The sequence below is a fragment of the Allohahella sp. A8 genome, from assembly GCF_047946665.1.
In the GTDB taxonomy this organism is placed as follows: Bacteria; Pseudomonadota; Gammaproteobacteria; order Pseudomonadales; family Oleiphilaceae; genus Allohahella.
In genome coordinates this window covers 633,141-650,520 of sequence record NZ_CP172312.1, presented here as the reverse complement: position 1 = coordinate 650,520, position 17,380 = coordinate 633,141, and the positions used below count along the sequence as shown (strand labels likewise).

Below are 17,380 nucleotides of genomic sequence, written 5' to 3'. Positions count from 1 at the left end.
GCAAAGTCGCTAGCCATCGCAGGTATTCACACCATCATGCTGAGGCTCCCAGCGAATGTTCGCCAGCTGCATCCGTAGCGCACCTTCGGTGAACATCAGGAAGGGGGTGTCGACCATGCTGAAATCGGTGCCGGCATTCGAGAAACAATCCAGCGGCAGCGTGACCGAGTGCCATTCCCCATCAGCCCGTTCATTCAAGATGCCTGTAGCATCGATCTCACCGATACAGGGATAGACACAGTCCACTCTCAGGGCGACAGGGCTTTCGGGCGCCTGTAGAACACGTAGATCGAATACGAGCGCGCCATCACCATTGAGATATGCCGAAAGATCGGTTTCAGTTTCCGCCTGTATGTAAACCTGGGCAGTACTGCTTACCGTCGCCTCCATGGCCGCCCACTGGATACCACCGGGACCGTCTACCGGTACGACACTGATATTCTCGAGGGCCGTTACGCTACTTGTAGAAGTCGCTACATTCACGCCACCCCAATTGGATGGATCTCCGATCATGAAAGACCATGGTGCGTAGTTCTGGCCGTCGAACAGTGACAAGGGCGTGGTGGCACCGTCGCCGCCGCCGTCCGTCTCATCACGACCACAGCCAAGCTTGCGCTCCGGCTCGGGCAGGCTGCTTCCAAGCGTATCGCCTTCGCCATACGAAAGTCCGTAGCCGTAGGCGAACAGTGGCGCGTAGTTTTCGTCGCCCAGGTTCAGTGGTGTCGCGCAGGGCTCACCTGGCCAGCTGAAGCTCAAACGACCAGTCATATCGTGTGCAACATTATTACCGCCATCTCGAAATAGAACGTCAGCGACCCCTCCGCCCTCGGTGCCGGGCAGCCAGGCTGCGACGAAGGCTTCGGACATGTTCAGTTCCGGATTCACATATGCTGGACGACCGGACACAAACACGGTCACGACGGGCACACCAGCCTGCTGAATTCGCTCGATCAAGGCGCGATCTTCAGGATACCGACGAGCATGTTCCAATGTGTCGGCGGCACGAATATCGCCGATGCCCTCTGCATATGGTTTCTCGCCAATGACCACGATCGCTACATCATGCAACTGTGGGTTCACCGATTCGCCAGTCTCATCAAGTGTTGCGTTGGGGGCGATGGCACTGATGCCACTCCAGATGCTTTCCGCAACTGGGAAGTCATCATTGGTATTGTCCGTGCCCTGCCAGGTCAGCGACCAGCCGCCGGTCTGATTCTGCAGGTTATTAGCGGATTTGCCAGCGACCAGAACGCGTGTAGCTCGCTCGATTGGTAGTACACCGTTAGCGTTCTTGAGCAGCACCAGAGACTTGCGTACAGCTTCACGGGCCAGCGCGCGAGTTTCCGCAGAAGCCAGTTGCGCGGCGTTGCCGGCGTTGGTCCGTTGTGACGGCGGTAGCGCCTGAAACAGACCGTAGCGGTGTTTGACCCGGAGCACCCGACTCACCGCGTCATCGATACGTGACTCCGGGATCACACCATCACGAACCTGTTGCACTGTCGTCGCTATGAAATCCTTCCACTCTGGCGCATAGGGCACCATGAAGACGTCGATACCTGCATTGACTGCCTGCGCACAATTGCTGTTGGTGCAGCCAGTGACCTGACCATGTCCATTCCAGTCGGAGACGACGATGCCGTCGAATTTCAGCCTGCCCTTGAGCACATCCGTAATCAGATAGCGCTGCCCGTGCAGTTTCTCACCATTCCAGCTGTTGAAGGACACCATGACAGACTGCGCGCCAGCCTCAAGCGCTGAAAAGAATCCAGCGCCGTGGAGCTCAGCCAGCGTGGCTTCGTCCACTTCGGTATTGCCCTGGTCCACGCCGTCAGTGGTGCCACCGTCACCCAGAAAGTGCTTCACAGTAGCGATGACATTGCCAGGCTCTGCGAGGTTGCCCTGGAGGCCGCGAACCATATCATCCGCGTAGGCGCGAACGAGCTCAGGATCCTCCGAATAGGATTCATAGGTTCGGCCCCAACGGTCGTCACGTGCAACAGCGACCGTGGGCGCAAAATTCCAGTCCTGCCCGGTCACGCGCAGCTGGGCTCCGGTTGCGAGGCCAATTCGATACAGCAGATCCTCGTCTCTCGCCGCACCGAGCCCGATGTTGTGCGGAAACAGCGTCGCCCCATAGACGTTGCTGTGCCCGTGCACCGCATCGGTCCCCCACAGCAGCGGTATGCCGCTGGTGGATGCGAGGGAGGCATTGAACAAGGCGTCAGCGAGGCTGAGCCAGTCGGCAACCCCCGCCTGCTTGTTCAGGCCTGGATAAGAGCCGCCGCCATTGAGCACGGAGCCGATATTGAAGTCGGCGATTTCCTGAGGGGTCACGTGCTGGATTTCAGGCATGACCATCTGCCCCACTTTTTCCTCGAGGGTCATTGCAGCAATCTGCGTGCTGATCTGCTCCTCAAGTCCGGATGGGTCCTGCACCGGCGGCGAAACGTTCAGCTGTGACCAGGGTGATCCATCGTCTTCTGGGACATCAACACCGGGCTTGCGGTCGTCTGAGTCATTACACGCCGATAGCAGCAGGCTCGCCGCCAAGGTACCACCGGTGAGCCATGTTCTGAGGGCCCACCAATTATTGCTTTCTGTCATAACACCTTTCCTCGCTTGTTGTTGTTCTCACCATGAACCGTGTGCGCAAACGTTTGCGCATCGGCTCAAAAATATCTGTTAAAACCTGCTCAGTACCGCTCGCATCAGGCGCTCTCGCGCACTACCAGGCTTGGGCGCAAAAATCGTTCTGGTTTCAGCCCAATCTCTCCCGTCAGCTGTCTCACCAGCAGAGCCGCTGCTTCGCCCATGTCGGTAAAAGGACTATGGACGGTCGTGAGCGGCGGTACGAGATGCTCCGCAAGACGCGAGTCGTCATAGCCAATCAGCGCGACATCATCAGGTATCCGCAGCCCGTGCTCGCGAAACACCGCCATGGCACCGATGGCGGTGTCATCGTTCCCGCAGAATACCGCCGTAAAGTCACGCCCGCTTGCCAGCAGCTCGGTGGCACCACGCCGCCCGCTTTCGACTGAATAGTCGCCCTCGACTACCCGCGACTCGGGCACAGCCTGGCCTTCGTCCGCCAATGCCTGCAAGAAGCCCTTGTGTCGGCTTCTGGCGTCGGCAAGCGATTGTGGCCCAGTAATGGTCGCGATCTTCCTGTGCCCGCTCGTCATCAAATGTCTCGCTGCCAGCGCGCCTCCCAATTCGTGATCGATCACCACGCACTGTGCCTCCAGACCTGGCACCAGGCGGTTGATGACCACCACAGGTCGGTCGGGCAGATTCAGCGCCAGCAATTCTTCATCCGTCATGTGCAGTGGATGCAGAATCAAGGCCCGTAACTGCTGGTTGTTCAGAAAACTGCTGGCTTGCCGTTCGAGCTCCGGCAGGCTTTCGCCGTTGGCGACGATGAGCATCTGCCCGGCTTCACGCAAGGCTGCTTCAACCGCCGCCATGAGTGGCCCGTAATAGACGCCATCGAAACCACCGACCAGCAGGCCGATACCGTGCCCCTGCCTGGTCACGAGTGAGCGAGCCAGCGAATTTGGCTGATAGCCAAGTTCGGCGGCCAGTGCAATGACGCGCTCTCTCGTTCGTCGCTCAATCCGGCCCTGGTTATTCAGCGCTCGGGATACCGTTCCGGCAGAAACACCTGCCAGTTTTGCGATCTCCTTTATTGTGGTCATTGGCGCTTTGGCGTCCTCTCTTCTCAGCATCGGGCATTGACTCGCAGACGATGGTAACGCTGTTACTTCGAATCGTCGCCTAAATGTCGTCCCATAAGATGAGAACAGATGGAGGCTTCAGCGGTTTTGCTTCCACACGCGCACGTAATCCACCTTCATGTAGAGCGGAAAATCGTTGATGTCTGGATCCGTGGGTCCAGTGAACGTGCCACTTAACGCCAGATTCAGTATCAGATGATACGGCCGGTGGAATTCCTCCATGTTCGGCTTGCTGATGTCGATTACGTGCACGGGCTCGGGATTACTCTCACGATTTAGATACCAGCGAATTTCCTGCGCATCCCACTCGATCGTATATAGATTGAACCGGCGAGGATCGCCCACTGGGGCAGAATTAGGCACATTGGCAGTCGTGTCGCCGGCCCAGGGGTGAAGGCCGGCGCGGATATCCCAGAACAGATTCTGCGTGTAGGCCTGCTCGGTATTGCGATGTTCCATGATGTCGACTTCACCGCAGCTGGACCAGTTACTCGCCATGACATCGTAGCGACTCATCGGGGCGGTATATGCCGTGGTAACGCTGCCATCGCAGGCGTCACCCATCATCCAGAACGCAGGCCAGGTACCACGGGCGCCTGGCACCGCAATTCGCGCCTCAATGCGGCCGTATTGCCAAGACTGCTTGCCCTGGGTGGTCAGGCGACCTGACCATTGGTACCACGACCGACCATTGATCTCGGTTGGTGCGCTATCAAACTCGCCGCGAATGATAAGCTGTCCATTTTCTACGTAACTGTTCTCTGGTCGATACCACTCCCACTCGCCGTTGCCCCAGCCCTGAAATCCACCAAGTCCTGGATTGAATCCGTTACCGACGTGATAATTCCAGTTCGCCGAATTGGGCGCGCCGGCCTGGTCGAAGGTATCTTCCCAAACGACTGACCAACCCGCATCATCTCCACCGTCCGGGTTACCGCCGTTACCCGGATCGCCACCGTCGCCCGGCCCGCTGCCGCCGTCGTGCTGGTAGCTGCTCCAGCCGGTTTCCCTGGCGCAATTGCAGCCGAGGTCCCAATAGGTGAAAGCGTAACTCACGTCCGCCCCTTCATCGAGTTCACTCAACAAATAGGTGTTGCGGCCGCCAGCCTGCTGCATGCGGATGTTCAACTGATGACCGTTATCTACGCGGTAATGCACATCTGCCCATGCGGGCGTGTCTACGAAGAACCGGAGCGATGAGGCGTCTACCGGCTCAACGCCGGACAGCGCGTGTGCATTGCATGTGAAGAGGAAGGCGGCGAGCGCGCCAGAGCTTGCAGTACGAAGATTCATGACCTTGTTCCTTATTTTTATTGGATGCAGAGAAACTACAAGGCAAAATGAGCAAACGTTTGCGCATGTGCCAAAGATCCACCTAACTTGCGCTGATGTCAAGCACTTCGGACGCGAAGGATGGAGGCAAGCGAACTCGAAGAATCCTGCCGGTCAGCTGCTACTTTGCCAGATCAACAGACACAGCAGGACGAAGGAAATTCCCTGCCAGATCAGGGTCGGATTCCGGTCAATGAGAGGCTGACGAGACTGGTGGAGGTAGCGTGGATTGGGATGCTTGAGCTCGTAGATGAATTCGGATACCTCGCCATAGCGTTTCAGAGGATCGATGCTCACAGCCTTGCTGATCGCAAAATCGAGCCAACCTGGCACCGCCTTGTCCATGGTTGTGAGACTGCGATAGCTAAGACGCTGCTGCTCGCGCACGGTCCTCGCTCTAGACACCGCAACCCCATATGGCAACTCACCCGACAGCATCTGATAGGTCATCACCCCGAGTGAAAACACATCAGACTGGCTCGTGCCGGCGTACCCCAGAAAGTATTCGGGAGCGGTATATTGTGCCGTACCGACCAGGGCTTCGTTCTTGCTGATAATCTCGGATATCCCGGCCACCTTGGTCGCGCCAAAGTCGATGATCTTCACCGTGCCTGCGCCATCTATCATTACGTTATGAGGTCGCAGGTCCTGATGCACCATTTCCTGTCGATGAAAGGCCTGTAAGCCCTTCGAGATCTGGTCAACGATGGCTCGAACCTCGTCGATGCCTGGTGACGGATTGTCTATCATCCACTGAGCCAACGTCTTGCCTTCCAGGTACTCCGTAACGGTGTAGAGGTAATTCCGCTTCCGCCGTGGTTCGATCGCCTTCAGCACATGTGCATTATTGATCCGCTTGGCAATCCATTCTTCCATGAAGAAATTTTCGAGATAGGCTTCGTTGCTGCGCATTTCTGCCGAGGGCGTCTTGATAACCACCGTCTCGCCAGACTCGCTATCCTCGGCCAGGAAAACGTGGCTACGGCTACTGATGTAAATTTCACGCAGAATCTCGAAGCCATCGAACTGCATCCTGGGAGCCAGGGACGGCGGTGGAGGCAGCAGGGTCGCCTGCTGATGCAGCTCATTCAGATCCCGCTCGGGCAACTGCTCGATTCTGACAATCTGCAGCGTGAGATTGTCAAGGCTGCCTGCATCATAGGCTGCCTGCACCAGGCGCCGCGCAAGGTCGTCCAGACTCTCGTCACCGTCCTCAGTGGCGGTCTGCACTATTGCCTCGGCAATGACCGTTTCGCTGAGGTACTCGAACAGTCCATCTGTAGCCAGAACGAAGGTGTCTCCAACTTCCACGGCATGCGCACGATAGTCGAGTTCGAGATCGTCCTGAATACCCAGACCACGAGTCAGGTAACTGGTCTCTGCGGAAACGATGCGACGGTGGTCGGTCGTGAGCTGCTCCAGACGCTTGTCTACCAGCCGGTAGATTCTGGAGTCGCCACTGTGAAAGAGATGAGCGGTGTTGGACTTGAGCACGATCGCACTGAAGGTGCAGATATAGCCCCGATCCATGTTATAGCGGTAGGGGCCATTGCGTGTTTGCGAGTACAACCAGGAGTTTGTCGCTTTCAGAACGCGCTGCGCCGACGTTTTCACCGACCAGGCATCCGAGGTGCAGTAATAATCGGAAAGAAAGCCCTTGATCGCGGTTTCGCTGGCAACCTGACTTACATCACTGCTGCTGATCCCGTCAGCGATCGCCACCGCAATGCCCTTGGTCGATAGCAGGGGTTCAATTGGGACAAGCAGGCCATGAAAGTCTTGATTGATCTGTTTCCGGCCCTTGCTGCTGAACTGACCGGCACTTACCGAAAGCTGCTTCTTCATCCCCGCCTTTTCAGGCTGGGGATTCCTCATAGGTAGCGTAGTGATCGTTACGATACCAGACGGCCTTCAGTAGCGATCTTGGCCGCACGACGCTCTGGATTAGTCCTGACATGGGTCCAGTAGATTGGCAGACCCACCAGCAGCAGACCACCGAACAGATTACCAAGCACGGTAGGAATCTCGTTCCAGACCAGGTAGTCCATGATGGTGAACTCACCACCCATGATCATCGAGAATGGAAACAGGAACATATTGACGATTGAGTGCTCGAAACCCATGAAGAAGAAGAGCATGACCGGCATCCACATGGCTACAATCTTGCCAGTGGCCGAGGTGGAAATCATGGCACCTACAACACCCATCGACACCATCCAGTTACACAGCATGCCGCGGATGAAAATGGTAAACCAGCCCGCCATACCGTGCTCCTGGTAGCCTAATGTCCGCGACTCACCAATCGAGCCGACTTTCGCAGCCAGTTCGCCACCATCAGTGTTATAGCCGTATGTCAGGATGAAGGATGCGAAGAAGGCAACCGTGAGCGCACCGGCAAAATTGCCGACGAAAACGAGGCCCCAGTTTCTCAACACGTTGCGGGGTGTGCAGCCTGGTCGCTTATCGAGCAGTGCGAGCGGCACCAGCGTAAATACGCCGGTGAGCAGATCAAATTTCATCAGGTACAGCATGATAAAGCCGACCGGGAACAACATGGCCCCCACAAGCAGACTACCGGTCTGGACGATTACGGTAATGGCGAAGAAAGCCGCCAGACCGAGGATGGCGCCAGCCATGAATGCCCTGACCAAAGTATCCTTGGTGGACATGAACAGTTTCTGCTCACCGGAGTCGACCATTTTGGTCGCAAATTCATTGGGTTCTATATAAGCCATGGAACGTTCTCTTCGGATTAGTGGGAAGGTATGACCGAGACAAGAGCATCAGCCATTCCGCCTTCCTAAATATCCTTTGAAAACATTGTGATAATCTTTGTGAACACTCAGCAGCCTGAACGGAACGTGCGCCAGGCGCACTGTGAGGGTGCGGAGAATGGGGTTAAAGCCGGACCGTTTTGGTGCACCCAGGTACTGATGCACCACCGACGGACTACTTGCTCAGGCTTTAGCCGCCGAGGCCCAGATGCATGCTGTCCTGCTCGATGCACTGATCCAGCAGTGCCAGATATTCAGCTTTCGCCTTCACCTTGGTCTGCTGATGCGCTCGCATATTCAGGTTCTTGAACTGCTGAGCCACCGCGTTCGCCCGTTCAGTCAAAACACCTGCTGCAACGACTTCATCAAGAAAACCAGCCTCGACCGCACCCGCCGGACTATAGATTTCGCCATTGATGACGGAGCGATAAAAGTGTGGTGGTGTCAGCCGGTGACGTGCGATCTCGATGCCAGCGCGATGCATGGTCATGCCGATCAGCACTTCGTTCAGGCCGAGCTTGAAATTGCCCTCGATACCTATCCGGTAATCAACTGACAAAAGAATAAAGGCGCCCTTGGCAATAGCGTGGCCGGTGCAGGCGCCGATCACTGGAAGTGGAAACGCAGACAGGCGTCTCGTCAGTTTTGATCCGACTGTGACCAGCGCCACAGCTTCCTTGGGCCCCTTCTGCATTTCCTTGAGATCGTATCCACCGGAGAAGATCCCTGCCTGCCCTGTCAGGATTACGATCGCCTTATCCTGTTCCGCCTGATCAAGTGCGCTGTTCAACGCCTCGAACACCTCATGACTGAGCGCGTTGGCCTTGCCATTGTTGATCGTGATCGTCGCGATGCCATCGTTCAATTGATAATCTACAAGCTCAGTCACCTGGATACCCTCTTTACTGGTTTGAAGTCGAATGCGGACCGTTTCAGAGGATGCACTTTACCCGTGCTTGAGCCTCAGAAGAAGCTTTGCCTGACCAGAGACACCGATCAGGCAGCGATGGCCTAGAGTTCCTGCGCAGTAGGCCGCAGAATGATCTCATTGATATCGACATCATGTGGCTGCTCGATGGCAAACACGATGGCGCGCGCAACAGCATCCGGATCGATGGCCACCTTGTACATCTCGTCCGCTGCCTTGGCCGCCTTCGGATCAGTTATGGTGCTTGTTAGCTCAGTCGCTACAGCGCCAGGCGAGATGTTCGTACTACGAATCTCATCGCCAGCCTCCATTCTCAGCCCTTCCGACAAGGCCCTTACCGCATATTTAGTTGCGCAGTAGACTGCGGCGCCCTGGAACACCTTATGGCCGGCAACGGAAGACAGGTTGATCACATGACCGCTGTGCTGCTCACGCATGGTCGGTAATACAGCGGCGATGCCGTACATCACACCCTTGATGTTGACGTCGATCATCTGCTCCCACTCATCCACCTTGAGCTTGTCGAGCGGTGCCAGGGGCATGAGCCCGGCATTATTGACCAGAACGTCGATGCGACCGAATTTGTCTTTCGCAGCCTTCGCCAGGGATTCGACCTGCTTGCGGTCAGTCACATCGGTCACCTGATAGATGACTTCTGCGTCTTTGGCGGTGAGTTCTTTTTGCAGGCTCTGCAGGCGCTCTTCACGGCGAGCTGCCAGTACCAGTCTGGCACCCCGTTCGGCCAGGCGGCGGGCGGTGGCTTCGCCGAGGCCGCTACTGGCGCCAGTGATGATGACGACTTTACCCTTTATTGAATCTGTTACTTTGCTCATATCAATACTCCTTGAATGGTTTTCGTGAGAATCAGCTAGTGGCTTCAGCTTCTTCCAGTGCCGGATAATCGGTATAGCCGCGCTCGTCGCCGCCATAGAAGGTGTCGCCATCCCAATCGTTCAACGGTGCGTTCTGACGGAAGCGCTCTGCAAGATCCGGATTCGAGATATAGAGACGTCCGAAGGTGACGAGGTCGCAGCGACCAGCACTGATACGCTTGCGAGCTTCGTCGGCGCTGTAGTCGCCGTTGGCGATATAGGTGCCCTTGAAGCCGGCCTTAATCGCATCGATGACCTCCTCTGGGCGACCGTCTGCATGATTACCCTGAAACGAATCCTCTACGACCTCGATATAGGCGATACCCATATCGTTCAACTGCTTGGCAAATTCGCCGAAGGTTTCCAGCGGGTTTTCGTCGTACATGTCGTTGAAGCTACCGGTCGGGCTGACACGAATGCCGACCTTGTCCTTACCCCACACATCGACGACGGCTTGCACGACCATCAGTGGCAGGCGCAGGCGATTCTCGAGCGAGCCTCCGAACTCATCGGTGCGCTTGTTGCTGCCGCTCTTGAGAAACTGGTCCAGGAGATAGCCGTTGGCACCATGAACTTCCACCCCATCAAACCCGGCCTCTTTGGCATTCTGCGCGCCCTTGCGGAACTGATCGACGATGTCCTGAATCTCCTCAGTCCTCAGCGCTCTCGGCTGTGGAATCTCAACCATGCCTGACTCCGCGCTGACGAAAGTTTTCGCACCTTCGGGCTTGATAGCCGAGGGTGCAACCGGTTGCGCACCGTCAGGCTGCAGGTCCGGATGCGAGATTCTACCCACGTGCCAGAGCTGCAGATGAATACGACCGCCTGCCTTGTGCACCGCGTCTGTAACCTTGCGCCAGCCCTGAATCTGATCCGAGGAGTGGATGCCCGGCGTAAAAGCATAACCCTTGCCCTGTGGCGAAACCTGGGTGGCCTCACTGATGATCAGGCCAGCACCAGCGCGCTGCGCGTAGTAACGGGCATTCATGTCGTTGGGGACATCGCCCGGCTGCGATGCTCGTGACCGGGTCAGCGGTGACATGAGGACGCGATTTGGCAGCGTTAGTGAGCCGATGTCATATGACTGGAACAGGATGTCTTTTGAATCACTCATGAACAATCTCCTTCTGAATTCACTTGATAAAACCAGCTTTGATTAGACCAGTCTACTAGAAAGGTCGCGAAAAAAATTTACCCAATGCCAAGGCACTGACGAAAGAAGACTCTGACGAAACGCTCCATTGGCTCAGGCGATTTCAGCACCTTGGCTCGCAGAATGGCGCCCTCCCACCCAGACAGCAGAAGGCTCGCAGCATCGGCCGCATTCACTGAAGCATCTACGTCACCAGCCTGCTGAGCCTCTTCGATACATTGCTCGAAGCGCTTTTCCCAGCTATGAAACACTGTATCCAGCCGCTTTCGAAAGGCCTCGTTCTGCCCTGCCAGCTCCTGGCCCAGGTTGCCGATAAGGCAGCCACGAGTGAGCTCACAACTGGCCATGGCTTCCAGTCCAATATCGAAATAGGCCTGCAGACGCTCGACACAAGAGCGAGTCGTGTCTTTCAGAATCGCCTCAAGCTTCGTATCGTACTCATCCGCAAAGGTATCTATTACCGCCAGCCCAAAATCATTCTTGCTGGCAAAGTAGTGATAGAACGACCCCTTTGGCACACCGGCGGCTGTGAGCACGGCATTGATGCCCGTGGACCCAAAGCCCTTCTGCCCGATAAGTTCGGCGCCGGTCTGAATGATGTGATTGCGGGTGTCGTTTGATGTCATGCGACACATAATAGACCGGTCGTCTACTAACTGCAAGTCTGGCAGACTCACTGCTCCGCAGAAGCCCCGAGCTTATCCTGCGTTTTGGTCTCAAAGTCGCTGGCGTCGTGTCGCTCGTGCAGCTGCTCGGCAGGATCACCCCAGGTCCGGTTCACCATGCGGCCGCGTTTCACAGCAGGCCTCTGCTCCAGCTCATGAGTCCAGCGCAGCACGTTCTTGTACTTGTGCGCCTCAAGGAACTCAGCAGCTTCATAGACCTTGTTCGTGACCAGCGCGCCGTACCAGGGCCAGATGGCAATATCGGCGATACTATAGTCATCACCAGCGATATAACGGTTTTCACCCAACTGCCGATCCAGCACATCCAACTGTCGCTTCACCTCCATTGTATAGCGGTTGATCGGATACGCGTATTTCTCTGGTGCATAGGCATAAAAATGGCCAAAGCCGCCACCGAGCATCGGCGCGCTGCCCATCTGCCAGAACAGCCATGACAGACACTCAGTACGCTTTGCAGGGTCGTTGGGAATGAAAGCATGAAATTTCTCTGCCAGATACAGCAATATTGAGCCAGATTCGAATATGCGCGTGGATGGGCTGGTGCTGTTGTCCAGCATTGCAGGAATTTTCGAGTTTGGATTGACGCCGACGAAGCCACTGCCGAACTGGTCGCCTTCAGTGATCTTGATAAGGTGAGCGTCGTATTCAGCACCGGTCTTTCCCAGCGCCAGCAACTCCTCCAGCATGATGGTGACTTTAACGCCATTCGGAGTGGCGAGCGAGTACAGCTGTAATGGGTGCTGACCTACCGGGAGCTCTTTCTCATGTGTCGGACCGGCTACAGGACGATTGATCTTGGCGAAGGCGCCGCCGTTTTCCTGATCCCATTCCCAGACTTTTGGCGGTGTATAGATATCGTTGGACATTGCTGATCCTTGGTCTTCTCATGTTATTGGATAGTACGACAGCCTAAAGACTTACAGGGCAATTGACGGCATGCCAAGGCTTAAGGGCCGACGAAACAGACCGCGGATTCGATCCGTCCGGATCCGACTGCTGTGGCTGTGCTGGCTACGAGCCGATACATTTCTTAACATCTTTAATGTAGAACTCGACGTGCTGGTCACTAGATTATTCAAAGATCGACCAGTCCACGAAGTATAAGAACAATGGCATCGAATCGAAGTACGCTTCCTGAAATGACTTCTAGTGAGCGGTTTAGTGTAGCCAGGTTACCGGTGGACGAAGACCAACGGCTCGAAGACCTGTATGCACTGAACATCCTGGATACGGCCCACGAAGAACGTTTCGACGACCTCACACGTCTGGCAGCGAGGATCTTCGATGTGCCATTCGTTCTCGTCAGCCTGATCGACGCGAACCGACAATGGTTCAAGTCCTGCCAGGGCCTTGACGTCGAGGAGACCCCTCGAGAGGTCTCGTTTTGTAGTCATGCCATTCTCGAGGATCGGCTGCTTGTCATCGAAGATGCGCTGCTCGATGCGAGATTCAGTCAAAACCCCTCTGTCATTGGCGAACCTGGAATCCGCTTTTACGCCGGCGCCGTTCTGCGCAGTAGCAAGGGGCGTGCACTGGGCACACTTTGTATTGTGGACACAGTAGCCAGAGTACTGGAGGGCAAAGACCGCGAATTACTCCTTCAACTCGCTTCGGTCGTCGAGCGAGAGTTGAATCATGATCTGCAGCTGCACGAACATCGAGAAATCATAGCTCGTGGTGCGCTGTTTGATCCCGCGACGGGTCTTCCGAATCGGCGACTCTTCATAGATCGAGCATCGGGTTATCTTGCGCAAAACGGTACGGCAGTGGTCCTTGTTCTGGGACTCGACGAGTACTCCAGCGCTATCCTGAGCCTCACGCAGGCCGACCAGCTCAAGCTTGATACAGATATCGCAGAGCGCATCGGCGAGATATTCCAGACTGCGTTTTTCGTTGGTGCACTTGGCGAGGGTCGGTTCGCAGCCCTCTATCCATGGACACCTGATGGCACCGCCCTCGCGGTCACTGCGCACGCTGTGTATCAGGCCTTTATCGAGCCGTTGGCGCATGCGCGGCACCGCCTATTGCCAACCGTAGGCGTCAGCATGTCACAGGAAGGCGAAGCCGACATCACCCAGCTTCTAAGACAGGCAGAGCTTGCGCGCCCCCACCAGATTTCGTCGCCAGACCAGGCGCTCGGCTTGTATTCGTTCAAGATGGGAGAAAATCTCCAGCGCAGCTTTCAGCTCGGGAACCGCTTGCGCAGTGCGATCGAGGAAGATGCCCTGCGGCTGGTGTATCAGCCGAAGATAAACCTGGAGACAGGATCAATAGCTGGTTTTGAAGCCTTGCTACGTTGGACAGATGCTGCACTTGGCGAGGTATCTCCAGCGGAATTCATCCCGGCGGCAGAGCATTCCGAACTTATTCTTTCCCTGACCGACTGGGTTCTTCGAGCCGTATGTCAACAGCTCGTGGAATGGCGCTCCTGTGGCATTGCCATGCAGCCTGTTGCGGTGAACCTGACGGCACAAGACCTGCTTCGCCCTGAGTTCACCCTATGGCTCCAGCGGATACTTGCCGAAACCAGGGTTACTGCTGCTGAACTGGTACTGGAAATTACGGAACGCAGCCTTGTCGATGACGTCATTCAGGCGGCAGAAAATATGCAGGAGGCCTGCGATCTCGGCTTCACGTTTCATGTCGATGATTTTGGTACCGGCTACTCATCACTCAGTCAGCTCCACCGCCTGCCGCTGGCAGCGCTGAAAGTTGATCAATCCTTTGTCAGAGAGCTCGGCAGCGGCAACGGTGGTGAGACTATCTGCCGAAGCATTGTGTCACTTGCGAAGAGTCTGGGGCTGCAAGTCATTGCGGAGGGCATCGAAACGCATCAGCAGCTGGCAGAGCTGAAGAAAATGAACTGCGATATCACCCAGGGCTTTCTGCTCAGTCGACCGCTCGAAGTGAGCGCCGTGGCGCCCTTCATCGAATCCTTTCCTGTGACCTTCCGCAGCACTGCCGTGCACTGACCGAAACACTAGCGTTGCTGTCGCCTATCAGGCTCGTACGTGTGCAGGAACCTGGTGAAGGTGTCGTTTGGTCTTGTGAGCCCGCAGGCATTTAGCAGCATTCCAATGTTACCGCGATGGTAGGCGCCGTGGATGATCAGGTGCTGCAGAATTTCTGCTCGGCTCATCGACCCGCCCTCACCGTCTGTGAACTCGAAAGCCAATATCTCACGCAATGACTCTGGCGCAGATCACCGACGTAAGCAACGAACCATTCGTCCGAGGCTTGAATATCGGCGCGGAGATTTTTCAACGTAGGTGTCGCCACGGTATTGGTGCTCACGAACGCATGCCCCCTGCCCTGTAGATGCGCAGCAAAAATCTGGTCGACAACGAAGGTATGATTGAGAAGCCTGACAGCCGTCGTCCATTGCTCAGGAAAACCATCAAAGGCGATTTGATCGATGAGCGAGAGGATCTCAGCATTGGCCCAGGCCTTGTATCTGAACTGATTGACCAGCAAGCCTGGGGTCACTCCGTTAGTATCAACCATAAATATCCATCGGCTTGAACTCGTCGAATACCGGGTTCAGGAATTCCTCACGAAAATACTGGTTCACAGCGCACCTCACTCTTGACTGATGACGATATGAAGCATTCGGTATGCGCCTGATGATGCATCGCATTGATATCCGATTGGCTTGGCTGGTTCGTGCCTGAGAAAACCACGCAAGGCCGAAGGGTCACTTCAGTCATCGCGAGCTTACCGTCGGCGTTCTTCGCCATCACGCCCGTAGCCTCATCGACGTAGCTGTCGACCACGAAGCCCTTGCTGACAACGATTGAAAGAAACCAGAGCATATGGCAGCTCGATAGAGAGGCGACGAAGGCCTCCTCAGGATCGACGGCGCTCGCATCTGATAGCGGCACGCGGACTACATGAGGTGAGCTCGATGCTTGCACGATGAGTCCACCATCGAAATGCCACTGATGCTTTCGACTGTAGCGATTGTCCGTGAACTTAGCGCCGTCCCGGGTCCAGATTATCTTTGCAGTGTGCGCTGTCATACGGTTTCCTGCGGTATGAGTGTCAGTAAGTCCGTGACGCCAACATCCTGCCCCGCCTGGCTCAGGAGGGTTGTGGTCTGCCCTCGATGGTGCGTCTGGTGATTGAAGAAATGCATGATGAGGAAGGCAAGACGCCTGCCTGAGGCAACACCTTTCATGTTTCGATAGCTGAGAACGAAATCCATGCTTTGGTCGTCTAACGCCCGAACCCATCTTATGATCTGCTCGTCCAACCATCTACGGTGCGCCTGCAGTTCACTGAAATTCTCGAACAGCATTTCGTCGAGACTAGCGGGTGTCCGCAATTCGCTGACTTGTCTCAATGTTTCAGCACTCCCAGGATGTGTCGCGAAACGCTTCAACCAGATGGTGTCCCCAACCGCGATATGGTTCAGCGTGCCAAGGATAGAGCCGAAAAAAGCGCCTCGAGCTTTGACGAGCTCAATAGTGTTGAGCTGGCTTGCGGCTCCAAAAAGCCTCTCATTCATCCATTGGTTGTAAGTGGCCATTAGCTCAAAATGTTGTTTCATTCCTGAACCTGTTTTTCGTCCGTGTACACATAGCCGGGCGTTGCGTGTTTGGCCCGGCTGGCCTGAGCCTAATCTCAGTTAAGGGACGCAAGACCTACGCTTCCTGGCAATGATGAAGACAGAGGCCTGGTCTGGCTGCCACTCATGCTCAATAGTGAAGCCCGCAGCTGTCAGCATGGCGATGAGCTCAACTTTATCGAAACGAGCAACGTAAGGCGCAAAGCCCAGCGTCTGCATAACTGGAATCAGCAGCCGCCAGTGCAGCTTCATCATGGGTATCAGGCCAGTACTCGAAACGAATATCCCACCTGGCTTGAGCAACTGGCCCACCCTCGCTATCGCGCCTTCCACGTCCTCCAGAAGATGCAAAATGTTGAGACCTAACACTGCATCGAAGTGTTCGGGTTCGAACTTGAGGCTGTCGAGGGTACCTTGCTGAAACTCTACATTTTCGATACCGGCATCGCGAGCCTTGCTGCGTGCAATTTCCAGCATCTTGCCCGAAATGTCGGTCGCGATAATTTCTCGAACATGGGGCGCGTGAATGAGTGCTGTGCTCCCGGTGCCACAGCCGAACTCCAGTACTGACCAATCAGGCTTGAAATAGCGCTGGGTGATCTTCAACTTCTTTCGATAAGTTTCTTCGTCGCTAATGGGACTCTTGGCATAGCGAGCCGCCGTCTTGTCCCAAAATGCTTGAGCGCTTTTCATAATACACCTGCTGCGTAAGCGGCAGTCTCAGGGAAACCATCCTTTGGTCTTGCGCTGTTCATTGGCAGCTCCTGGCAAGCTTGCTGTGAGAATCACGAAGGAAGTCCACAGTATCAGACCTTTACCCTGCACCGGCAACACTTCTGTCGGCCCTGTTGGGCGATGACTTTTTTCTTGGTCCGAATGCCCCAGTGCCAGCGAGGCCAGCGAGACGCAAGAATTTCGGGCACTCCATGTGGCTCGGCGCAGAACAGATGGCGGCATGTCGCAGCCCATCACGCATCGCCATCATTTTCTGAATGGTTCGATCAAGCTCATCCGCCTTGTCCGAAAGGCGCTGTCGATCGATCCGGGGTTGCCCGTCAGGGCCTAGCATCAGGCAGATCTCATCGAGCGAAAATCCCACCGCTCGGCCAAGCGAGATGAGAGCCAGTCGCTCAAGAACACTAGCGGCGAACACACGACGCAGACCGTGCCGGCCCACCGACTTGATCAGCCCCTTTTCTTCATAGTAGCGCAGAGTCGAGGGAGGCAGACCAGAGCTTTTAGCGACTTTACCGATATCCATAAATACACCTTGACCTCAAGTTGACTTGAAGTTGTACGCTGAGTTCGTGCCCAGATCAAGGGCGTCTATGGAG

General features: G+C 55.7%; 17 protein-coding genes. 1 reads left to right on the top strand and 16 read right to left on the bottom strand.

Going from position 1 to position 17,380, the window contains the following annotated elements; translation table 11 throughout:
• Window positions 1-9: 9 nt before the first annotated feature.
• The 10 genes from ACH3PB_RS02995 to yghU all read right to left on the bottom strand — a co-directional run bounded on the left by ACH3PB_RS02995 (window position 10) and on the right by yghU (window position 12,345).
• The gene (locus ACH3PB_RS02995) at window positions 10-2,604 is read right to left on the bottom strand and encodes a glycoside hydrolase family 3 protein (RefSeq protein ID WP_416398008.1); all 2,595 of its coding nucleotides are present in this window, start codon (window positions 2,602-2,604) and stop codon (window positions 10-12) included.
• A 104-nt stretch (window positions 2,605-2,708) separates the two neighbouring features.
• Window positions 2,709-3,695, bottom strand: a complete 987-nt coding sequence (locus ACH3PB_RS02990; RefSeq protein ID WP_416398007.1) for a LacI family DNA-binding transcriptional regulator — start codon at window positions 3,693-3,695, stop codon at window positions 2,709-2,711.
• Window positions 3,696-3,812: 117 nt separating this feature from the next.
• Window positions 3,813-5,027, bottom strand: a complete 1,215-nt coding sequence (locus tag ACH3PB_RS02985; RefSeq protein WP_416398006.1) for a glycoside hydrolase family 16 protein — start codon at window positions 5,025-5,027, stop codon at window positions 3,813-3,815.
• A 153-nt stretch (window positions 5,028-5,180) separates the two neighbouring features.
• Window positions 5,181-6,911 carry a protein kinase domain-containing protein gene (locus ACH3PB_RS02980; protein ID WP_416398005.1) on the bottom strand — a complete coding sequence of 577 codons (1,731 nt, stop codon included), beginning with the start codon at window positions 6,909-6,911 and terminating at the stop codon, window positions 5,181-5,183.
• Between the two features lie 47 nt (window positions 6,912-6,958).
• Window positions 6,959-7,801, bottom strand: coding sequence for a formate/nitrite transporter family protein (locus ACH3PB_RS02975; RefSeq protein WP_416398004.1), 843 nt, complete (start codon window positions 7,799-7,801; stop codon window positions 6,959-6,961).
• A gap of 229 nt (window positions 7,802-8,030) precedes the next feature.
• Window positions 8,031-8,729, bottom strand: a complete 699-nt coding sequence (locus tag ACH3PB_RS02970; protein ID WP_416398003.1) for a crotonase/enoyl-CoA hydratase family protein — start codon at window positions 8,727-8,729, stop codon at window positions 8,031-8,033.
• Between the two features lie 122 nt (window positions 8,730-8,851).
• A complete protein-coding gene (locus ACH3PB_RS02965) occupies window positions 8,852-9,601 on the bottom strand; it encodes an SDR family oxidoreductase (RefSeq protein ID WP_416398002.1) in 750 nt (249 codons plus the stop codon).
• Window positions 9,602-9,632: 31 nt separating this feature from the next.
• Complete coding sequence (locus ACH3PB_RS02960) at window positions 9,633-10,754, bottom strand: alkene reductase (protein ID WP_416398001.1); 1,122 nt, start codon at window positions 10,752-10,754, stop codon at window positions 9,633-9,635.
• Between the two features lie 77 nt (window positions 10,755-10,831).
• Window positions 10,832-11,419 carry a TetR family transcriptional regulator C-terminal domain-containing protein gene (locus ACH3PB_RS02955; protein WP_416398000.1) on the bottom strand — a complete coding sequence of 196 codons (588 nt, stop codon included), beginning with the start codon at window positions 11,417-11,419 and terminating at the stop codon, window positions 10,832-10,834.
• 47 nt (window positions 11,420-11,466) lie between these two features.
• Window positions 11,467-12,345: a glutathione-dependent disulfide-bond oxidoreductase gene (yghU, locus tag ACH3PB_RS02950; RefSeq protein ID WP_416397999.1), complete on the bottom strand. Its 879-nt coding sequence runs from the start codon at window positions 12,343-12,345 to the stop codon at window positions 11,467-11,469.
• A 312-nt stretch (window positions 12,346-12,657) separates the two neighbouring features.
• Here yghU and ACH3PB_RS02945 point away from each other — a divergent pair, with 312 nt between their 5' ends.
• A complete protein-coding gene (locus tag ACH3PB_RS02945) occupies window positions 12,658-14,451 on the top strand; it encodes a putative bifunctional diguanylate cyclase/phosphodiesterase (RefSeq protein WP_416397998.1) in 1,794 nt (597 codons plus the stop codon).
• Between the two features lie 8 nt (window positions 14,452-14,459).
• Here ACH3PB_RS02945 and ACH3PB_RS02940 read toward each other — a convergent pair whose 3' ends face one another.
• The 6 genes from ACH3PB_RS02940 to ACH3PB_RS02915 form a co-directional block, all read right to left on the bottom strand.
• Window positions 14,460-14,618 (bottom strand): DinB family protein, encoded by a 159-nt coding sequence (locus tag ACH3PB_RS02940; RefSeq protein WP_416397997.1) that lies wholly within the window; start codon window positions 14,616-14,618, stop codon window positions 14,460-14,462.
• Window positions 14,615-14,983: a DinB family protein gene (locus ACH3PB_RS02935; RefSeq protein WP_416397996.1), complete on the bottom strand. Its 369-nt coding sequence runs from the start codon at window positions 14,981-14,983 to the stop codon at window positions 14,615-14,617. The genes ACH3PB_RS02940 and ACH3PB_RS02935 overlap by 4 nt, the downstream gene beginning before the upstream one ends.
• A 47-nt stretch (window positions 14,984-15,030) precedes the next feature.
• Complete coding sequence (locus ACH3PB_RS02930; RefSeq protein WP_416397995.1) at window positions 15,031-15,498, bottom strand: OsmC family protein; 468 nt, start codon at window positions 15,496-15,498, stop codon at window positions 15,031-15,033.
• Window positions 15,495-16,028, bottom strand: coding sequence for a DinB family protein (locus ACH3PB_RS02925; RefSeq protein WP_416397994.1), 534 nt, complete (start codon window positions 16,026-16,028; stop codon window positions 15,495-15,497). The genes ACH3PB_RS02930 and ACH3PB_RS02925 overlap by 4 nt, the downstream gene beginning before the upstream one ends.
• A 78-nt stretch (window positions 16,029-16,106) precedes the next feature.
• On the bottom strand, window positions 16,107-16,739 hold the full coding sequence (locus ACH3PB_RS02920) for a class I SAM-dependent methyltransferase (protein WP_416397993.1): 633 nt from the start codon (window positions 16,737-16,739) through the stop codon (window positions 16,107-16,109).
• Window positions 16,740-16,860: 121 nt separating this feature from the next.
• Entirely contained in the window at window positions 16,861-17,307 is a 447-nt protein-coding gene (locus ACH3PB_RS02915; protein ID WP_416397992.1) for a helix-turn-helix domain-containing protein, read from the bottom strand.
• Window positions 17,308-17,380 lie beyond the last annotated feature (73 nt).